Here is a 14,629-nt window from a genome sequence, read left to right as displayed (position 1 = left end):
CCGTCGATGGGCGGACTCGGCGAGCTGCGACGGACCTACGACGGCACCCCGCTGGACCGCGGCGACCTGCACCCCGACCCGATGGTGCAGGTCGCCCGCTGGGTGGCCGAGGCGCGCGACGCGCTCGACGACACGACCGAGGTCAACGCGATCGCGCTGGCGACCGCCGACGCCGAGGGCCGGCCGTCGGTGCGGATGGTGCTGCTGAAGGACCTCGACGCCCGCGGGCTGACCTTCTACACCAACCTGACGTCGCGCAAGGCCCACGAGCTGCGCGAGAACCCGCACGCCGCGCTCTGCCTGCACTGGACCTCGCTCTTCCGCCAGATCCGGGTCACCGGGCCCTGCGCCGAGGTCGACCGGGCCGAGGCGGAGGCCTACTTCGCGACCCGCCCGCCGGACAGCCGCCGCGGCGCCTGGGCGTCGCACCAGAGCGCGCCGGTCGCCGACCGCGCTGCGCTCGACGCGCGGATGGCGCGGGCCGCCGAGCGCTTCCCCGACGACCGCGAGATCCCGCTGCCGCCGCACTGGGGCGGCTACCGGGTGACTCCGGTCGAGGTCGAGCTGTGGCAGGGCCGCCCGAACCGGATGCACGACCGCTTCCTCTACCGCCGCGACGAGGGTGGGGCCTGGGCGGTCGAGCGGCTCCAGCCCTAGGCCCCCCGGAGCCCACCCGCCCACCCGCCCGCCGACCCGCCTCGCGTGGCGGTTGACCCCCGGCGTCCGGGGCGGATCCGCCACGCGAGGCGGGGCGGGTTGCCGTCGTCCGCCGGACGCGCAAGACTCCATCCGTCCCCGATCGCGGACGGTCAAGCGCCCCAGCGTGGCGTCGGCCGGCCGTGGTCCGTCAACGCGTCCGGCCACCGGGCGCGACGACCAGACGGAGCTGCCGTGCCCCACGCCGAGCCCCTGTCCGTTCCGACCCCGCCGCCGACCGGCGAGGACGGCCCCTGCGCGGCCCCGCCGGGTCCGCGGCGGCCCGGCGGCGACCCCGATCCGGCCCCCGGCGAGTCGCTCAACGGCCTCGGCGCGGTCGAGGATCCCGTCGCCGCCCTCCGCACCCCGCTGCCGGCGGACCCGCACGCGGCACTGGCCGCCGTCCGCCGCCGCACCCGCGCGCTCGTCGCCGGCCTGACGGTCGAGCAGCTCGAGCGCCAGGTCTCGCCGCTGATGAGCCCGATCGTCTGGGACCTGGCCCACATCGCGGCCTACGAGGACCTGTGGCTGGTCCACCGCCACGGCGACCGGCCGCTGCTGCACCCGGAGCTGGCGGCGGTCTACGACGCCTTCGAGACCCCGCGGGCGGTCCGCGGCGAGGTCGAGCTGCTGGACGTCCCCGGCGCCTGGGCGTTCCTGGCCGAGGTCCGCGGGCGGGTCGACGACGTGGTCGCCGAGCGCGGCGCCGACCCGGTCCTCCACGAACTGGTCCTGCGCCACGAGCTGCAGCACACGGAGACGATCCTGCAGGCGCTGCGGCTGGGGGACCTGGCCCCGTGGCTCGACGCGCTGCCCGGCCCGGTCGCCGGCGCCGGCGAGCTGGTCGAGATCGATGGCGGCGTCGCCACGATCGGCGCGGGGGAGGAGGGCTTCGCCTACGACAACGAGCGGCCCCGCCACCGGCGCCCGCTGGCCCCGTTCCGGATCGCCCGCGCGCCGCTGACCGCCGGCGAGTGGCGGGCGTTCGTGGCCGAGGCCGACGGCGACCGCCGCTGGTGGAGCGACGAGGGCTGGGCCTGGCGCGGCGAGCGCGAGGGGCCGCCCGGGCCGCCGGCGCGGGTGGCGGACGACGCCGTCGCCTGCCACCTGAGCTGGTTCGAGGCCGAGGCGCTGGCCGCCTGGCGCGGGCTGCGGCTGCCGACCGAGGTCGAGTGGGAGCACGCCGCGGCCAGTGGCCGGCTGGCGGGCGTCGGCGCGGCCTGGGAGTGGACGGCCAGCGTCTTCGCCGGCTACGACGGCTTCCGCGCCCACCCCTACCGCGAGTACTCGGAGGTCTTCTTCGACCGCGGCTACCGGGTGCTGCGCGGGGGATCGTTCGCCGCTCACCCGCGGGTCGCCTCGGCCAGCTTCCGCAACTGGGACCTGCCGCAGCGACGGCAGATCTTCGCCGGCGCGCGGCTGGCGGGGGACCTCGCATGAGCGCCTCGCGGACGGCGGCGGTCGCCGCTCCCGACCTGGTCCGGGTGGTCGTGGCCGACGCCGACCCGGCCCCGCGGACGCTGGCCGACGACGTCTACGACGGGCTGACCCAGCCGTTCAAGGAGCTGCCGCCGAAGCACCTCTACGACGACCACGGATCGGACCTGTTCGCGGCGATCTGCGAGCTGCCGGAGTACTACCCGACCCGCACCGAGCGCTCGATCCTGGTCGACCGCGCGGGCGAGATCGCCGCGCGGACCGGCGCCGTCGAGCTGGTCGAGCTGGGCTCCGGCTTCGCGACCAAGACCCGGGTCCTGCTCGACGCGCTCGACGCCGCCGGGACGCTGCGGCGCTACGTGCCGCTCGACGTCAGCGAGCCGACCGTCCACCACGCCGGGCGGGCGGTGGCCGGGGCCCACGGGATCCCCGTCCACGGGATCGTCGGCGACTTCGAGCGCGACCTCGACCTGATCCCCGACCCGATCGGCCCGCGGCTGCTGGCGATCCTCGGCGGCACGATCGGCAACCTGCCGCCGGGCAGCCGCCGGCACTTCCTGCGGCGGCTGGCGACGCTGCTCGACGGCGACGGCTGGCTGCTGCTGGGGGTCGACCTGGTCAAGGACCCGGCGCTGATCGAGCTGGCCTACAACGACGCGGCGGGGGTCACGAGCGCCTTCAACCGCAACGTGCTGACGGTCATCAACCGCGAGCTGGGAGCGGACTTCGCCGTCGACGACTACGAGCACGTGGCCTTCTTCGACCGTCGCCACGAGTGGATCGACATCCGCCTGCGGGCGCCGCGCGACCACCTGGTGACGATCGACGCGCTCGAGCTGGAGGTGCCGTTCGCGGCCGGCGAGGACCTGCGGACGGAGATCTCCAGCAAGTTCACCCCGCAGCGGCTGCGGGCCGACCTGGCCGCGGCCGGCCTGGCCCTCGACCGGCTGCTGACCGACGGGGAGCGGCGCTTCGGCTTGGCGCTCTGCCGACGCGATTGAGCGGGGGTGCATCCGATCGGGCCCGTGGGTCGTTCCTCCCGGTGAACGACCCGAGAGGACCCGCCCGTGACCGCCACCGCCCCACCCACCCCGCCGAGCGACGCCGGCTCGCGCCGCGGCTTCCTGCGCCTGGCCGGGGCCGGCGGCGCCGGCGCCGCCGCGCTGCTGCTGGCCGCCTGCGGTGACGACGACGGCGGCGCGTCGACCGCCGCGACCGCGTCCACCAAGGCCGACGCGGCGGGCGGCGACCTGAAGATCCTCGAGTACGCGCTGACGCTCGAGCACCTGGAGGCGGACTTCTACGCCGCGGTCGTCGCGGCCGGGGTGCTGAAGGGCGCCGAGCAGGAGGTCGCCAAGCGCTTCGGCGAGTCGGAGCGCCAGCACGTCGAGGCGCTGAAGGCGACGATCGGGAAGCTCGGCGGCACGCCGCCGGCCGCGCCCCGCTCGAAGTTCCCGGTCGAGGAGCGGAAGGCGGTGCTGGAGCTGGCCGCCACCGTCGAGAACCTGGGCGCCGCCGCCTACCTGGGCAAGGCGGGCGAGATCCGCGATCCCGAGATCCTCGCCGCCGCGCTCAGCATCCACTCGGTCGAGGCGCGTCATGCCGCCGCGCTGAACCACCTGCTGGGCCGTCCCGCCACGCCCGACGGGGCGTTCGCCAAGCCGATGGACGAGCAGGCCGTGCTCGCCGCCGTCAAGCCGTTCCTGGTCGACTGAGGAGCCACCCGTGCGCAACGAGACCACCGCCCCGCTGGCCGCGATCGAGGTCGCGGGCGACACCCGCCAGGCGTTCCTGCTGAAGGCGGTCCTGGCCGGCGCCGCCGCGTCCGGCGTCGGGCTCGTCGGCCCGACCGTCCGCCGCGCGCTCGCGGCCGGCGAGATGGGCGACGTCGACGTCCTCAACTTCGCGCTCACCCTCGAGCACCTGGAGACCGCCTTCTACCGCGTCGGTCGCACGCTCGACCTGCGCGACGAGGTGGCCGCCACCGCCCGCCGCTTCGGCCGCGAGGAGGCCGAGCACGTCGCCGCCCTGACCGCGACGATCGAGCAGCTGGGCGGGAAGCCGGCCGCCGCCCCGCGCTTCCGCTTCCCGGTCCGCGACGAGGCGAGCTTCCTGCGGCTGGCGACGACGCTGGAGGACACCGGCGTCAGCGCCTACAACGGCGCCGCGCCGGCGATCCGCAGCAAGGAGGTGCTGGCCGCCGCCGGCTCGATCGTCCAGGTCGAGGCCCGCCACGCGGCGGTGATCCGGCTGCTCCGCGGCAAGGACCCGGCCCCGCGCGGGTTCGACGTCGCGAGCGAGAAGGACGCCGTGGTCCGCGCGATCACCCCGCTGATCCGCTCCGGGGCGTAAGGTCGGACGCGCGATGTCGCCGTCGCCGCTCGAGGCGCTGCCGGACGCCGCCCTGATGGAGCGGGTGGTCGCCCGTGACGCCGACGCCTTCGAGGCGCTCTACGACCGCCACGCCGGGGCCGCGTTCGCGCTCGCCTACCGGATCGCCGGCAGCCGCCCGGCGGCCGACGACGTCTGCCAGGAGGCGTTCCTCGCCGTCTGGCGCTCGGCGGCGGCCTACGACCCACGCCAGGGCGGCGTGCGGTCGTGGATGCTGACGATCGTGCGTAACCGCGCGATCGACCACCTGCGGCGGGTGACCCGGATCAAGGAGCGGGAGATGGTCGACGAGGCCCTCGACGAGCGTCACGCCGCGCCGGCGGCCCAGGACACCGAGGCGGCCGCGCTGCGCCGGACCAGCGGCGCCGAGACGCGCGAGGTGCTGGGCGAGCTGAGCCCCGACCAGCGGCGGGTGATCGAGCTGTCGTTCTACTCCGGCTACTCCCAGAGCGAGATCGCCGGGATGCTGGAGCTGCCGCTGGGGACGGTCAAGGCGCGGATGAACCGCGGGCTGGCCCGGATGCGCAACGTGCTCGCCGCGGGAGGCCCGACGTGAGCTGCGTCGATCCGGCGGTCGCCGAGCTGCTCGGCGCCTTCGTCCTCGGCACCTGCGACGACCGCGAGGCCGAGCGGGTCCGCGCCCACCTGGCCGTCTGCCCGGACTGCCGCGCCGAGCTGGTCGCGCTGGAGCCGGTCCGCGAGGCGCTGCTGGCGCCGGCGCCGCCGGTCGCCCCGAGCCCGGCCACGAAGGCGGCGGTGATGGCGCAGGTGCGGGCCGAGGCGGCCGCGCCCGCGCCGGTCCCCGCGCCCGCCGTCGTCGATCGCGCCGCCGGTCGCCGCCGCTGGTGGGCGGCGCTCGCCCGCCCGCGGACGGCGGTCGCGCTGGCCGCGGTGCTGGCGGCGCTGGTGGTGGCCGCGGTGGTGGTCGACGGCGGCTCGCAGCCGGCGCCGCCGGCGCGGACGGTCGCCTTCACCGTCGACCGGCGGCTGGCGCCCGGCGGCACGGCCCGGCTGCTGCTCCGCGACGGCCACGGGCGGCTGCAGGTCAGCGGCCTGCCGGCGCCCGCGGCGGGCCGCCGCTACCAGGTGTGGATCGCCCGGGGTGGCGGCGATCCGCAGCCGACCGACGCGCTCTTCGACGTCGACCGCCGGGGGGCCGGCGGCGTCGCGGTGCCGGGTCGGCTGGGGCGCGACGACCAGCTGATGGTCACCGACGAGCCCGACGGCGGCTCGCCGGCGCCGACCGGCCAGGTGGTCGTCAGCGGCCGCGCCTGACCGCCGGGCCGTCGTCGCCGTGGGCCGCGCACCAGCGGTCGCGGCGGTCGGCGGCCCGGCGGTCGACGGCCAGCAAGCCGCGCAGGATCGTGGCCTGGGTCTCGGCGTAGCGCTCGATCCCGCTCGCCACCAGCGCGCGGGCGGCGGGGTCGCGGGCCAGGGCCAGCGCCTCGGCGTTGCGCCAGACGATCGCCCGCCAGCCGCTCAGCAGCCCGCGGGCCAGCGCGTCGTCGACCGGGCCCAGGTCGACGTCGTCGGCGGACGGGTCGAAGCGGGCGGCGATCTCGTCCAGCACCGGCCGGTAGAGCCGCGCCAGCCGGCGGTCGAAGACGTCGTGGTCGGGTCGGTGCGAGCGGCCGTCGGGCCGGGTCAGGCCGATCCGGGCCAGCATGTACGGCATGTCGCGGTTGATGTGCGCGTTCATCGCCAGCACGAAGTCGCCGAGTCCGGAGACCGTCCCGCGGTCGGCGGCGTCGAAGGCGATCCGCCAGGCCGCCGGCACCCGCGCGCGACGGCCCGCGTGCCAGTCGTCGTAGACCGCGTAGTAGTCGGCCGCGAAGACCGCGTCCTGGTGGGCCACCCAGCGCGGGTCGCGGTAGTCGCCGGCCCCCAGCGCGCGGCGGACCTCCTCGGTCACCCGCAGGTAGACCAGCGCGAAGACGGCGTCGTGGTCGCAGCGGGCGGCGAGGCCGGCCAGCCGCCGCCGCATCGTCGCGAGCGTGACCTCGATGCAGCGGGGGTCGCCGTCGCGGCAGACCGGCGATGCCGACGGCCGGAAGGGCACCGGCCGGCCCGGCAGCAGCCCCGCCCAGTCGCCCGGGACCGCGCCCGCGACCAGCGCCGGCGGGCCGAGCGTCGGCGCCGCGGCGGCCGCGGCGCCGGGGCCGACCAGGGCTACCAGCAGGGCCAGCGCCAGCGCGCGCCGGGCGCGGCGGCGCGCGGGGACGGCACGCATCGGCGCCATCGTACGGGCCCGTCGCCGAGATCGCCGGCGGCGGGGGTTGACGGGGCGGCGGACGACCGCGACCCTGGTGCGGCCCGTCCCCTTCAAGGAGCGCAAACGATGAGCACCACCCTCGACGGCCGCCCGGCCGAGCTGCTCGCCGGCCCGAACTTCGCCACCGTGGTCACCCAGGACGGCGACGGCCGGCCCTACGCCTCGGTGGTCTGGGTCCACACCGACGGCCAGGCCGTGATCCTCAACTCGGCCGAGGGCCGCCGCTGGCCGCGCCAGCTGCGGGAGCGGGGCGAGGCGCTGATCGTCGTCCGCAGCGAGGAGAACCCCTACGAGTACGTCGAGATCCGCGCGCGGCTGACCGAGGCGACCCACGACGGGGCGCGCGAGCAGATCGACGAGCTGTCGCACAAGTACTTCGGGAAGGACTACCCCTTCCTCCAGCCCGGCGAGCAGCGGATCAGCCTGACCCTGGCGCCGACCGCGGTCAAGCACCAGGGCGGCTGATGGGGGGGGCTACTGCCGGCCCGTGTCGCGTCGGTAGGCGCGGGCCGCCAGCAGGCCGAGCACGAGGGTCCAGGCGCCGACCACGATCCAGGCGTGGAGCGGCCAGGCGTCGCCGCCGAGCCCGACGTGGCCGGCCTGGACCAGCCAGTACGAGGGCAGCTGCTCGCCGAGGTCGTGCAGGAAGCTGCCGTCGTCGAGCGGAAACCAGAAGCCGCTGACGAAGGCCAGGATGCCGACCCCGCCGCCCATCGCCGGGCCGACCGAGTCGGTCGAGAGCAGGTGGCCGATCAGGATCCCGAGCGCCGCGAACGGCACCAGCCCGATCAGGATCAGCAGGCTCATCTCGACCCAGCGGCCGGCCTCCAGCCGCACGCCGAGGATCGCCCCGGCGACGTAGAGCGTGGCCATCGCCAGCAGCGCGGTCGCATAGGCGGTGATGACCTTGGTCGCCAGGTAGGAGCGGCTGGAGAGCGGGGTGATCCGCAGCTGCCGGTTCCAGCCGACCGCCCGCTCGCCGGCGATCCGGGCACCGGTCGAGAGCATCGACATCATCGTGCCCCAGGCGGCCATGCTGACCATGAAGTAGACCGGCGCCGAGATCCCCGAGCCGCTCAGGTTCGTCTCGTTCTTGTTCGGGCCGGCGATCAGGAAGTAGAGCGCCAGCGGGAAGCCGAGCGCGAAGAACAGGAAGCGGCGGTTGCGGAGCGTCCGCCGCAGCTCGAAGCGGGTGTAGGCGAGCGCGGTCATCGGTCGTCCTCGGTCTGGTCGTCGTGGTGGTCGCCGGTCAGCGCCAGGAACGCCTGCTCGAGGCCGGCGCCGCTGATCTCGATGTCGCGGGCGTCGGGGTGGGCGGCGAGCAGGGCCCGGATCGCGGCGTCGGAGTCGCTGCAGCTGAGCACCACCGCGTCGCCGCGGCGGTCGCTGGCGCTCACGCCCGGCAGCTCGCCGAGCGCCCGCAGGTCGGCGCCGGGCAGCGTCGCCCGGATCGTCCGCAGGCCGACGATCGCCTTGATCTCGGTCGTCGGGCCGTCGGCGACGACCCGGCCCTTGGCCATCAGCACCACCCGGTCGGCGAACTCGTCCGCCTCCTCCAGGTAGTGGGTGGCGAAGACGATCGTCTTGCCGCGGGCGGCGAAGGCCCGCATGGTGGTCCAGAAGGCGTGGCGGCCCTCGACGTCCATCGCCACCGTCGGCTCGTCGAGCACCAGCAGGTCGGGGTTGCTGACCAGCGCGATCGCGAACCGCACCCGCTGGGTCTGGCCGCCGGAGAGCTTGTGGGTCCAGTGGCCGGCGATCTCCTGCAGGCCGGTCAGCTCCAGCACCTCGTCGACGTCGAGCGGCGCGGGGTAGAGGGCGGCCATCATCGCCACCAGCTCGCGGACCTTGACCTCGCGGATCAGGGCCCCGGTCTGGAGCATCGCCCCGACCAGCCCGGCGTCGACCGCGGCGTTGGGGCTGCGGCCGAAGACCGAGGCGCTGCCGCTGTCCGGCACGGTCAGCCCCAGCAGCATCTCGATCGTGGTCGACTTGCCGGCGCCGTTGGGGCCCAGCAGCGCGACCGTCTCGCCGGGGGTGATCGTCACGTCGACGCCGCGGACCGCGTGGACCGGGCCCTGGGGGGTGCGGAACGCCTTGGCCAGCCCGGCCAGGGCGATGCCGGGCGGCGCCGGCGGCGAGGGGGCGTCCGTCCGCCCCGGGCGGCGGTCGGACGTGGTGGTGGAGGACATGCCCCCAACCTAGGACCGGCTCCCCCCGCCCGGAAGTGGTGTCCGTCGTGACCTGCCCGTGACGGATGTCATGCCCGCGGCGGCGCGCCGGGCCGCGCCGGACCCCGCCGGATGTGACGTTCCGGTCGCCCGGCGACCGGAAGGTCACACGGGGCGCGGGCGCGGCTCGCGCGGGGCGAGGTCCATCACGTCGGCGACGATCTCGTACGAGCGGCGGCGGTCCTCGTGGTCGTGGACCATCGTCGTCAGCATCAGCTCGTCGGCGTTGGTCCGCGCCAGCAGCGCCTCGATCCCGGCCCGGACCGTGTCGGGACCGCCGACGATCTGCGATGCCTTGCGACCCTCCAGGAACTGCTGCTCGGCTGGCGAGTACTGCTTGGCCGCCGCCTCCTCGGGGGTCGGCAGCAGGCCTGGGCGGCCCTGGCGCAGGCGCAGGAACTGGAGCCCGGAGGGGCCGTTCAGGTAGGCCGCGCGTTCGTCGTCCTCGGCCGCGACGATGGCCACGCCGAGCATCACGTAGGGCGCCTGGAGCACCGCCGACGGCTTGAAGCTGGCCCGGTAGAGGTCGACCGCCGGGACCGTGTTCTGGGCGCTGAAGTGGTGGGCGAAGCTGAACGGCAGCCCCAGCTCGCCGGCCAGCTGGGCGCTGAAGCCACTCGACCCGAGCAGCCAGATCGGCGGCTCCTGGCCGACGTTCGGGACCGCGTGGATGCTGCGGAAGGGGTGGTCCGGGGGCAGCTCGCCGCGCAGGAACCCGCGCAGCTCCGCCAGCTGCTGGGGGAACTCGTCCTCGAGCCCGAACGGGTCGCTGGTGCGGCGCAGCGCGGCGGCGGTCGGGCCGTCGGTGCCGGGGGCGCGGCCGAGCCCGAGGTCGATCCGGTCGGGGTGCAGCGCCTGCAGCATCCCGAACTGCTCGGCGATCACCAGCGAGGAGTGGTTGGGCAGCATCACGCCGCCCGAGCCGACCCGGATCCGCTCGGTGGCGGCGGCGATGTGGGCGATCAGGACGGCCGGGGCCGAGCTGGCGATCCCGGGCATGTTGTGGTGCTCGGCGAACCAGACGCGGGTGTAGCCGAGGGCCTCGGTCAGCCGCGCCAGGTCGACGGAGTTCTGCAGCGCCTGGCCGGGCGTCGAGCCGTCGACGACGGGGGCCAGGTCCAGGACGGAGAGGGCGACGTCGCTCACCCGGTCCATGCTGCCAGGCCGGCCGCGGCGGCCCGTCGGGACGGGCGATCCGGGGCCGAGCGGAGGCGGGCTCCGGTCTGGTCAGCGGCGCGGTGGCGTGCGGTCGCGGCCGCGGACCGACAGCCGCCAGCTGGCGCCCTCGGCCGGTCGCGGCAGCCGGGTCGCGGTCGCGACCGGGGTGCTGAGCCCGCGGTGGACGGCCAGCAGCCGCAGCCCGATCGTCACCAGCAGCGAGACGGCGATCCCGAGCGCGATGCTCGCTCCCAGCCGCTCGACCAGCACGTAGGCGGCGCTGCCGGCCGCCGCGGCCAGGCCGTAGATCGGGCCGGGGCCGAAGATGTAGGGCCGCTCGCCGCTGAGCAGGTCGCAGAGGACGCCGCCGGCGGTGGCGGCGACCACCCCGACCGCGGCCGCGGCGACCGAGCCGAGCCCGGCGTCGAGCGCCTTCGACGCGCCGACGATCGCGAACAGCCCGAGCGCGACCGCGTCGGCCAGGTCGAGCAGGTCGTCGAGCCGCCGCGCCTGGGGGTGGGCGACCAGCATCACGATCCCGGTCCCCAGCGCCACCGGCAGGTAGGCGCCCTTGGTCAGCGCGACCGGCATCGTGTTCAGCAGCAGGTCGCGGACGACGCCGCCGCCGAGCCCGCCGCAGACGGCGAGGCCGATCGTCCCGGTCAGGTCGAGGTCGCGGCGCAGCGCCACCAGCGCGCCGAAGATCGCCCCGACCGCGACCGCGGCCAGGTCGACGCCCAGCGGCAGGGTGACGGTCTCGACGGCCAGCGGCACCGGACCATCGTGACGGGCGCCGCCGTCGCACGCCGCCGCTGCGCGCGACGTTGCGGACGGCGAGCGACCGGAACGTCACCGCCGGCGCGGGGTCAGGAGGCGTTGGCGAGCGGGATCGTCGCCCGGGCGAAGCGGTCGAAGAGCCGGAACGCGGCGCTGCTGGCCTGGGCCTCGACCTGACGGGCGCGCTGCTCGAGCGCGCCGCGCTCGATCCCGACGTCGGCCAGCGCGCGGCCGTCGTCGGCGTCGGCCCAGTCGGCGAGGATCGCGGCGGTCGCCTCCGGGTGGAACTGGACGGCGAGCGCGTGGCCGACGCAGAAGGCCTGCGGGCCGACCTCGTTGCGGGCCAGCTCGTAGGCCAGCGGCGGCAGCGAGACGACGTCCTCGTGCCACGCGATCCAGGGGCCGCCGGGCACCCGATCGGCGTCGGCGCTGTCGATGTCGACCAGGCCGATCTCCGGCTGCGGCAGGCGGGTGACGCGACCGCCGTGGGCGACGGCCAGCGCCTGGGCGCCGAAGCAGATGCCGAGCACGGGGACGCCGGCGGCCTCGGCGTCGCGCAGCCAGTCGATCACCGGGCGCGCCCACGACGGCGGCGGACCGGCCAGCGACGCGTCCGACCCGAGCGCGAAGGCGAGGTCGTAGCGGTAGGGGTCGGGCAGCGGCTCGCCGCGGTCGACCCGGCGGACGTCGAGCGCGATCCCGCGCTCGCGCGCCCAGGGCCCGAGCAGGCCGGGGGGCGCGTCGTCCTGGCACTGGAGGACGAGGGCGGTGGTCACGGGCGGAGCGGGCGGCGGCGACAGGACACGATAAAAGTCTATATCCGGGTCAGGATTTAGGCAAATAGGATTTCGGGCGACCTGTCGCGAGCCTAGCCCCTCGCGGCCCGGCCGAACTGGCGTCATTCCGTCCCCGCCCCGCCGAACTGGCGTCGTTCCGCTCCGGATAGCGGTGTGGAATGACGCCAGTTCGGGTGGGGAGGGGTGAGGTGACACCAGTTCGGGTGGGGGGGGTTTCTGGGCCGCGGGGGTCGGGTAACCGTCCGATGTCCCCGACCGCGGAGACCGACCCCATGACCACGCCCCAGAGCTACCTGACCCGCCGCGCGACCCGCGCCGTCGTCCGCCACGCGCGCCACGGGACCGCCTCGAAGCTGCGCCGCCGGCCGCTGCGCTCCGGCGTCCTGCTGGCGCTCGGCGCCGTCGTCGGCGCGCTCGTCACCCTGCTCGTCGACCCGCGCCACCGCGGCGCCCGCCGGCAGGCGGCGCAGCGGGCGGCCGCTCGCGCCCACCCCGACGACCGGACCCTGACCGACCGAGTCAAGAGCGAGGTCTTTCGCGCGCCCGACGCCCCCAAGGGCGACGTCGTGATCGACGCCGAGAACGGAGTCGTCCACCTGCGCGGGGCGGTCGCGACGGCCGACGTCCGCGACGAGCTGGTGCGCGACGTCGCCGCGGTCGACGGCGTCCGCGGGGTCGACGACCGGCTCCACGTCCACGGCTGAGGTCAGCCCGTCCGCCGCTGCCGCCAGAGCGCGCGGGCGATCGTCAGCGGGTGGTTGGCGACCGTCGCGATCCGGCCGACCAGCGTCGCCGGGTCGTGGGCGATCCCCAGCTGGCGCAGGATCGTGGCGCTGTCGAAGTAGGCCCGCTCGGCGACCAGGCGGTCGCTCTCGCCCTCGAAGAGGAAGAACGACGTCATCTGGGCCCGGAAGCTGCGACCGGTCGCCGGCAGGCCGCGGAACGAGCCCAGGTGGGTGCCGAGCAGCCAGAACTCGACGATCACCGCCTCGGGCGCGTGGTGGAGGGCGATCAGCTCGTTGCGCTGGTCGGGGAACGCGGTCCGCGTCTCCTGGAAGTAGCGGCGGACCTGCTGCTCGCCGTCGAAGACGTCGCCGGTCGCGATCAGCTCGTAGCGGGGGTGGTGGAAGGTGGCGAGCGTCGTGTCGTAGTCGTGCTCGTTCTCGGACTCCATGTGCTCGCGCACGAGCGCCTCGCGGCGCCGGCGCACCGCGGCGGTGACGGCCATCGCTGCTCCCCTCGAAGTGGTCGTCGCGATCCTCGACCGCGCCGACCCCGCCGTCAACCCGACGCGCCGCTCCAGCGGATCGGCCGCAGCAGCTCCCGCAGCAGCGGCAGCAGCGGCTCGACCGAGGCCCGTCCCCAGCCGCGGGCGTGGTCGATCGAGGCCGCCGACGGGACCAGGTTGGCCGGCGACAGCGTCGGCGTGAACTGGACCATCGCGTCGGCGAAGAGCGCGTTGCGGCGCAGCTGGATCTTCACCGCCTGGGTGATCGGATGCAGCCACAGGTGACGTGGATCCCACTGCGGCTGGAAGCAGTCGAACGCGAGCACCAGCGCGTTGCGGGTGCCCAGCCGCCCGGCTTGGACCCGCCGCCAGGCCAGCTCGGCGGGGACGTTGGCCACCATCCCGCCGTCGATCAGCGCCGCCAGCTCGCGCCGCTCCATCAGCGCCGCGAACGCCTGCGCGCCGGGGTGGTCGTCGTCCGGGGCCAGGTCGTAGTGGAGGACCCCCGGGATCGAGGCCGAGAAGCCGGCCGCGTCGAGCGCCCGGCAGGCGGTCGTCCCCGGCTCGGCGCCGATCACCACCGGCTCGACCAGCCGCGGGTCGAAGAACGCCGTCGCCTGCCACATCCGGGTCGCGATCGCCGGCGTCACGCGGGCGGGGGAGTGGCGGGCGCCCGGGTCCTCCAGCGCCGGCTCGGTCGCCTCGGCCCGGAAGTGGCGCGGCAGCCGCTGGAAGGGCCGCCGGCGGACGCCCGCCACCACCGCCTCGTAGGGGACCTCGAGGTCGGCGAGCGTGATCGGCTCGCCGTCGGGCATCGCGAACTGCTCGCCGAACGCCTTCCGCAGCCGCAGCGGCAGCAGCCCCGGCATCCCGAACCGGCGGCGGGTGGTGCCGGACGTGAACAGCGTCCGCCGGTCGGTCGACTTGGCGATCGCGTCGAGCGCCGCCCAGTCGGGGTCGGCGTGGCGGGCGCGGAAGACGCCCATCAGCGCCCCGATCGAGGCCCCGATCAGGTAGGCGGGGCGGATCCCCGCCTCGTCCAGCCGCTGGTAGGCGCCGAGGTAGACGTAGCCGGCGCCGCCGCCCCCGCCGGCTGCGTTGACCAGCACCCGGGTGCCGACCTCGGCGTCCAGCTCGGCGGCCGAGAAGTCGGCGCCGTGGCCGGCGATCACGGCCGCCCGCCGCTCGGCCAGCGGCTCCTCCAGCCGCTCGACCAGGGCCCCGATCGCGGTCGCCAGGTCGGGCCCGTCGGCGCCGGCGCGGCGGATCGCGGCCAGCTCGGCGATCACCTGGGCGCGGAAGCCGGCCAGCTCGGCGGTCAGGTCGACGTCGGGCCGGCGGCCGACCGGTTCGCCGAGCGCGACCCCCGGCTCGAACGCGGTCAGGCGCGCGAACGACAGCAGGTAGCGGGCCCGGTCGAGCCGCTCGTCCGGTCCTGGTCCGAGGCTCCGCAGGCGGGCGCGGACCAGGTCGACCTCGGCCCGGGCGATGTCGCGGACGGCGCGGGTGGCGGTGGCGCCGCCGCGCTCGGGGCTGCGAGCGGCGGTGACGTTGGCCGGACCGCCGGGCGCGGCCAGGCCGGCGGCGCCGTCGCCCGGGTCCGCGTCCGCCTCCACCGCCATGGCCCGAGTCTACGGCGGGG

Annotated in this window: 17 protein-coding genes; 9 read left to right on the top strand and 8 right to left on the bottom strand. The window is 76.1% G+C overall.

All coding sequences use genetic code 11. From position 1 onward, the window contains the following. Window positions 1–6: 6 nt before the first annotated feature. The 7 genes from pdxH to SH587_RS18420 all read left to right on the top strand — a co-directional run bounded on the left by pdxH (window position 7) and on the right by SH587_RS18420 (window position 5,799). On the top strand, window positions 7–657 hold the full coding sequence (gene pdxH, locus SH587_RS18450) for a pyridoxamine 5'-phosphate oxidase (protein ID WP_320672120.1): 651 nt from the start codon (window positions 7–9) through the stop codon (window positions 655–657). A gap of 234 nt (window positions 658–891) precedes the next feature. After that, the gene (locus SH587_RS18445) at window positions 892–2,136 is read left to right on the top strand and encodes an SUMF1/EgtB/PvdO family nonheme iron enzyme (RefSeq protein ID WP_320672119.1); all 1,245 of its coding nucleotides are present in this window, start codon (window positions 892–894) and stop codon (window positions 2,134–2,136) included. Continuing rightward, window positions 2,133–3,134, top strand: a complete 1,002-nt coding sequence (egtD, locus tag SH587_RS18440) for an L-histidine N(alpha)-methyltransferase (protein ID WP_320672118.1) — start codon at window positions 2,133–2,135, stop codon at window positions 3,132–3,134. The genes SH587_RS18445 and egtD overlap by 4 nt, the downstream gene beginning before the upstream one ends. Window positions 3,135–3,200: 66 nt before the next feature. Next, on the top strand, window positions 3,201–3,848 hold the full coding sequence (locus SH587_RS18435; protein ID WP_320672117.1) for a ferritin-like domain-containing protein: 648 nt from the start codon (window positions 3,201–3,203) through the stop codon (window positions 3,846–3,848). A 10-nt stretch (window positions 3,849–3,858) separates the two neighbouring features. Further along, a complete protein-coding gene (locus SH587_RS18430; protein WP_320672116.1) occupies window positions 3,859–4,485 on the top strand; it encodes a ferritin-like domain-containing protein in 627 nt (208 codons plus the stop codon). 13 nt (window positions 4,486–4,498) lie between these two features. After that, window positions 4,499–5,080 (top strand): RNA polymerase sigma factor, encoded by a 582-nt coding sequence (locus tag SH587_RS18425; RefSeq protein WP_320672115.1) that lies wholly within the window; start codon window positions 4,499–4,501, stop codon window positions 5,078–5,080. Next, window positions 5,077–5,799, top strand: a complete 723-nt coding sequence (locus SH587_RS18420) for an anti-sigma factor (protein ID WP_320672114.1) — start codon at window positions 5,077–5,079, stop codon at window positions 5,797–5,799. The genes SH587_RS18425 and SH587_RS18420 overlap by 4 nt, the downstream gene beginning before the upstream one ends. Here SH587_RS18420 and SH587_RS18415 read toward each other — a convergent pair. Then, window positions 5,783–6,754: a DUF5995 family protein gene (locus tag SH587_RS18415; protein ID WP_320672113.1), complete on the bottom strand. Its 972-nt coding sequence runs from the start codon at window positions 6,752–6,754 to the stop codon at window positions 5,783–5,785. The genes SH587_RS18420 and SH587_RS18415 overlap by 17 nt on opposite strands. A gap of 108 nt (window positions 6,755–6,862) precedes the next feature. On the opposite strand from SH587_RS18415, the gene SH587_RS18410 reads away from it, so the two are divergent. Further along, window positions 6,863–7,261, top strand: a complete 399-nt coding sequence (locus SH587_RS18410) for a pyridoxamine 5'-phosphate oxidase family protein (protein WP_320672112.1) — start codon at window positions 6,863–6,865, stop codon at window positions 7,259–7,261. 9 nt (window positions 7,262–7,270) lie between these two features. Here SH587_RS18410 and SH587_RS18405 read toward each other — a convergent pair whose 3' ends face one another. From SH587_RS18405 to SH587_RS18385, 5 genes are all read right to left on the bottom strand, one after another. Further along, window positions 7,271–8,008, bottom strand: coding sequence for an ABC transporter permease (locus SH587_RS18405; protein WP_320672111.1), 738 nt, complete (start codon window positions 8,006–8,008; stop codon window positions 7,271–7,273). Continuing rightward, window positions 8,005–8,988 carry an ABC transporter ATP-binding protein gene (locus SH587_RS18400; protein WP_320672110.1) on the bottom strand — a complete coding sequence of 328 codons (984 nt, stop codon included), beginning with the start codon at window positions 8,986–8,988 and terminating at the stop codon, window positions 8,005–8,007. The genes SH587_RS18405 and SH587_RS18400 overlap by 4 nt, the downstream gene beginning before the upstream one ends. 144 nt (window positions 8,989–9,132) lie before the next feature. Continuing rightward, entirely contained in the window at window positions 9,133–10,182 is a 1,050-nt protein-coding gene (locus tag SH587_RS18395; RefSeq protein ID WP_375341786.1) for an LLM class flavin-dependent oxidoreductase, read from the bottom strand. A 72-nt stretch (window positions 10,183–10,254) separates the two neighbouring features. Further along, the gene (locus SH587_RS18390; protein WP_320672108.1) at window positions 10,255–10,959 is read right to left on the bottom strand and encodes a trimeric intracellular cation channel family protein; all 705 of its coding nucleotides are present in this window, start codon (window positions 10,957–10,959) and stop codon (window positions 10,255–10,257) included. 92 nt (window positions 10,960–11,051) lie between these two features. Then, complete coding sequence (locus SH587_RS18385; RefSeq protein ID WP_320672107.1) at window positions 11,052–11,738, bottom strand: type 1 glutamine amidotransferase; 687 nt, start codon at window positions 11,736–11,738, stop codon at window positions 11,052–11,054. A 293-nt stretch (window positions 11,739–12,031) separates the two neighbouring features. Here SH587_RS18385 and SH587_RS18380 point away from each other — a divergent pair, with 293 nt between their 5' ends. Further along, window positions 12,032–12,463 carry a BON domain-containing protein gene (locus tag SH587_RS18380; protein ID WP_320672106.1) on the top strand — a complete coding sequence of 144 codons (432 nt, stop codon included), beginning with the start codon at window positions 12,032–12,034 and terminating at the stop codon, window positions 12,461–12,463. A gap of 2 nt (window positions 12,464–12,465) precedes the next feature. Here the strand turns inward: SH587_RS18380 and SH587_RS18375 are convergent, their stop codons facing one another. Together SH587_RS18375 and SH587_RS18370 are read right to left on the bottom strand one after the other, a co-directional pair. Further along, window positions 12,466–12,987, bottom strand: a complete 522-nt coding sequence (locus SH587_RS18375) for an ester cyclase (RefSeq protein ID WP_320672105.1) — start codon at window positions 12,985–12,987, stop codon at window positions 12,466–12,468. 53 nt (window positions 12,988–13,040) lie between these two features. Beyond that, window positions 13,041–14,609, bottom strand: a complete 1,569-nt coding sequence (locus SH587_RS18370; protein WP_320672104.1) for a patatin-like phospholipase family protein — start codon at window positions 14,607–14,609, stop codon at window positions 13,041–13,043. Between the last annotated feature and the right edge of the window lie 20 nt (window positions 14,610–14,629).

Source organism: Patulibacter defluvii, from assembly GCF_034096925.1.
Lineage (GTDB): Bacteria > Actinomycetota > Thermoleophilia > Solirubrobacterales > Solirubrobacteraceae > Patulibacter > Patulibacter defluvii.
The sequence above is the reverse complement of the archived record's forward strand: the minus strand, read 5'-3'. Positions and strand labels throughout refer to the sequence as shown.

Coding starts and splice junctions, on each gene's coding strand:
- SH587_RS18375 (WP_320672105.1), bottom strand. CDS start 12,987: ATGGCCGTCACCGCCGCGGTGCGCCGGCGCCGCGAGGCGCTCGTGCGC.
- SH587_RS18370 (WP_320672104.1), bottom strand. CDS start 14,609: ATGGCGGTGGAGGCGGACGCGGACCCGGGCGACGGCGCCGCCGGCCTG.
- egtD (WP_320672118.1), top strand. CDS start 2,133: ATGAGCGCCTCGCGGACGGCGGCGGTCGCCGCTCCCGACCTGGTCCGG.
- SH587_RS18425 (WP_320672115.1), top strand. CDS start 4,499: ATGTCGCCGTCGCCGCTCGAGGCGCTGCCGGACGCCGCCCTGATGGAG.
- SH587_RS18380 (WP_320672106.1), top strand. CDS start 12,032: ATGACCACGCCCCAGAGCTACCTGACCCGCCGCGCGACCCGCGCCGTC.
- SH587_RS18400 (WP_320672110.1), bottom strand. CDS start 8,988: ATGTCCTCCACCACCACGTCCGACCGCCGCCCGGGGCGGACGGACGCC.
- SH587_RS18405 (WP_320672111.1), bottom strand. CDS start 8,008: ATGACCGCGCTCGCCTACACCCGCTTCGAGCTGCGGCGGACGCTCCGC.
- SH587_RS18410 (WP_320672112.1), top strand. CDS start 6,863: ATGAGCACCACCCTCGACGGCCGCCCGGCCGAGCTGCTCGCCGGCCCG.
- SH587_RS18415 (WP_320672113.1), bottom strand. CDS start 6,754: ATGCGTGCCGTCCCCGCGCGCCGCCGCGCCCGGCGCGCGCTGGCGCTG.
- SH587_RS18395 (WP_375341786.1), bottom strand. CDS start 10,182: ATGGACCGGGTGAGCGACGTCGCCCTCTCCGTCCTGGACCTGGCCCCC.
- pdxH (WP_320672120.1), top strand. CDS start 7: ATGGGCGGACTCGGCGAGCTGCGACGGACCTACGACGGCACCCCGCTG.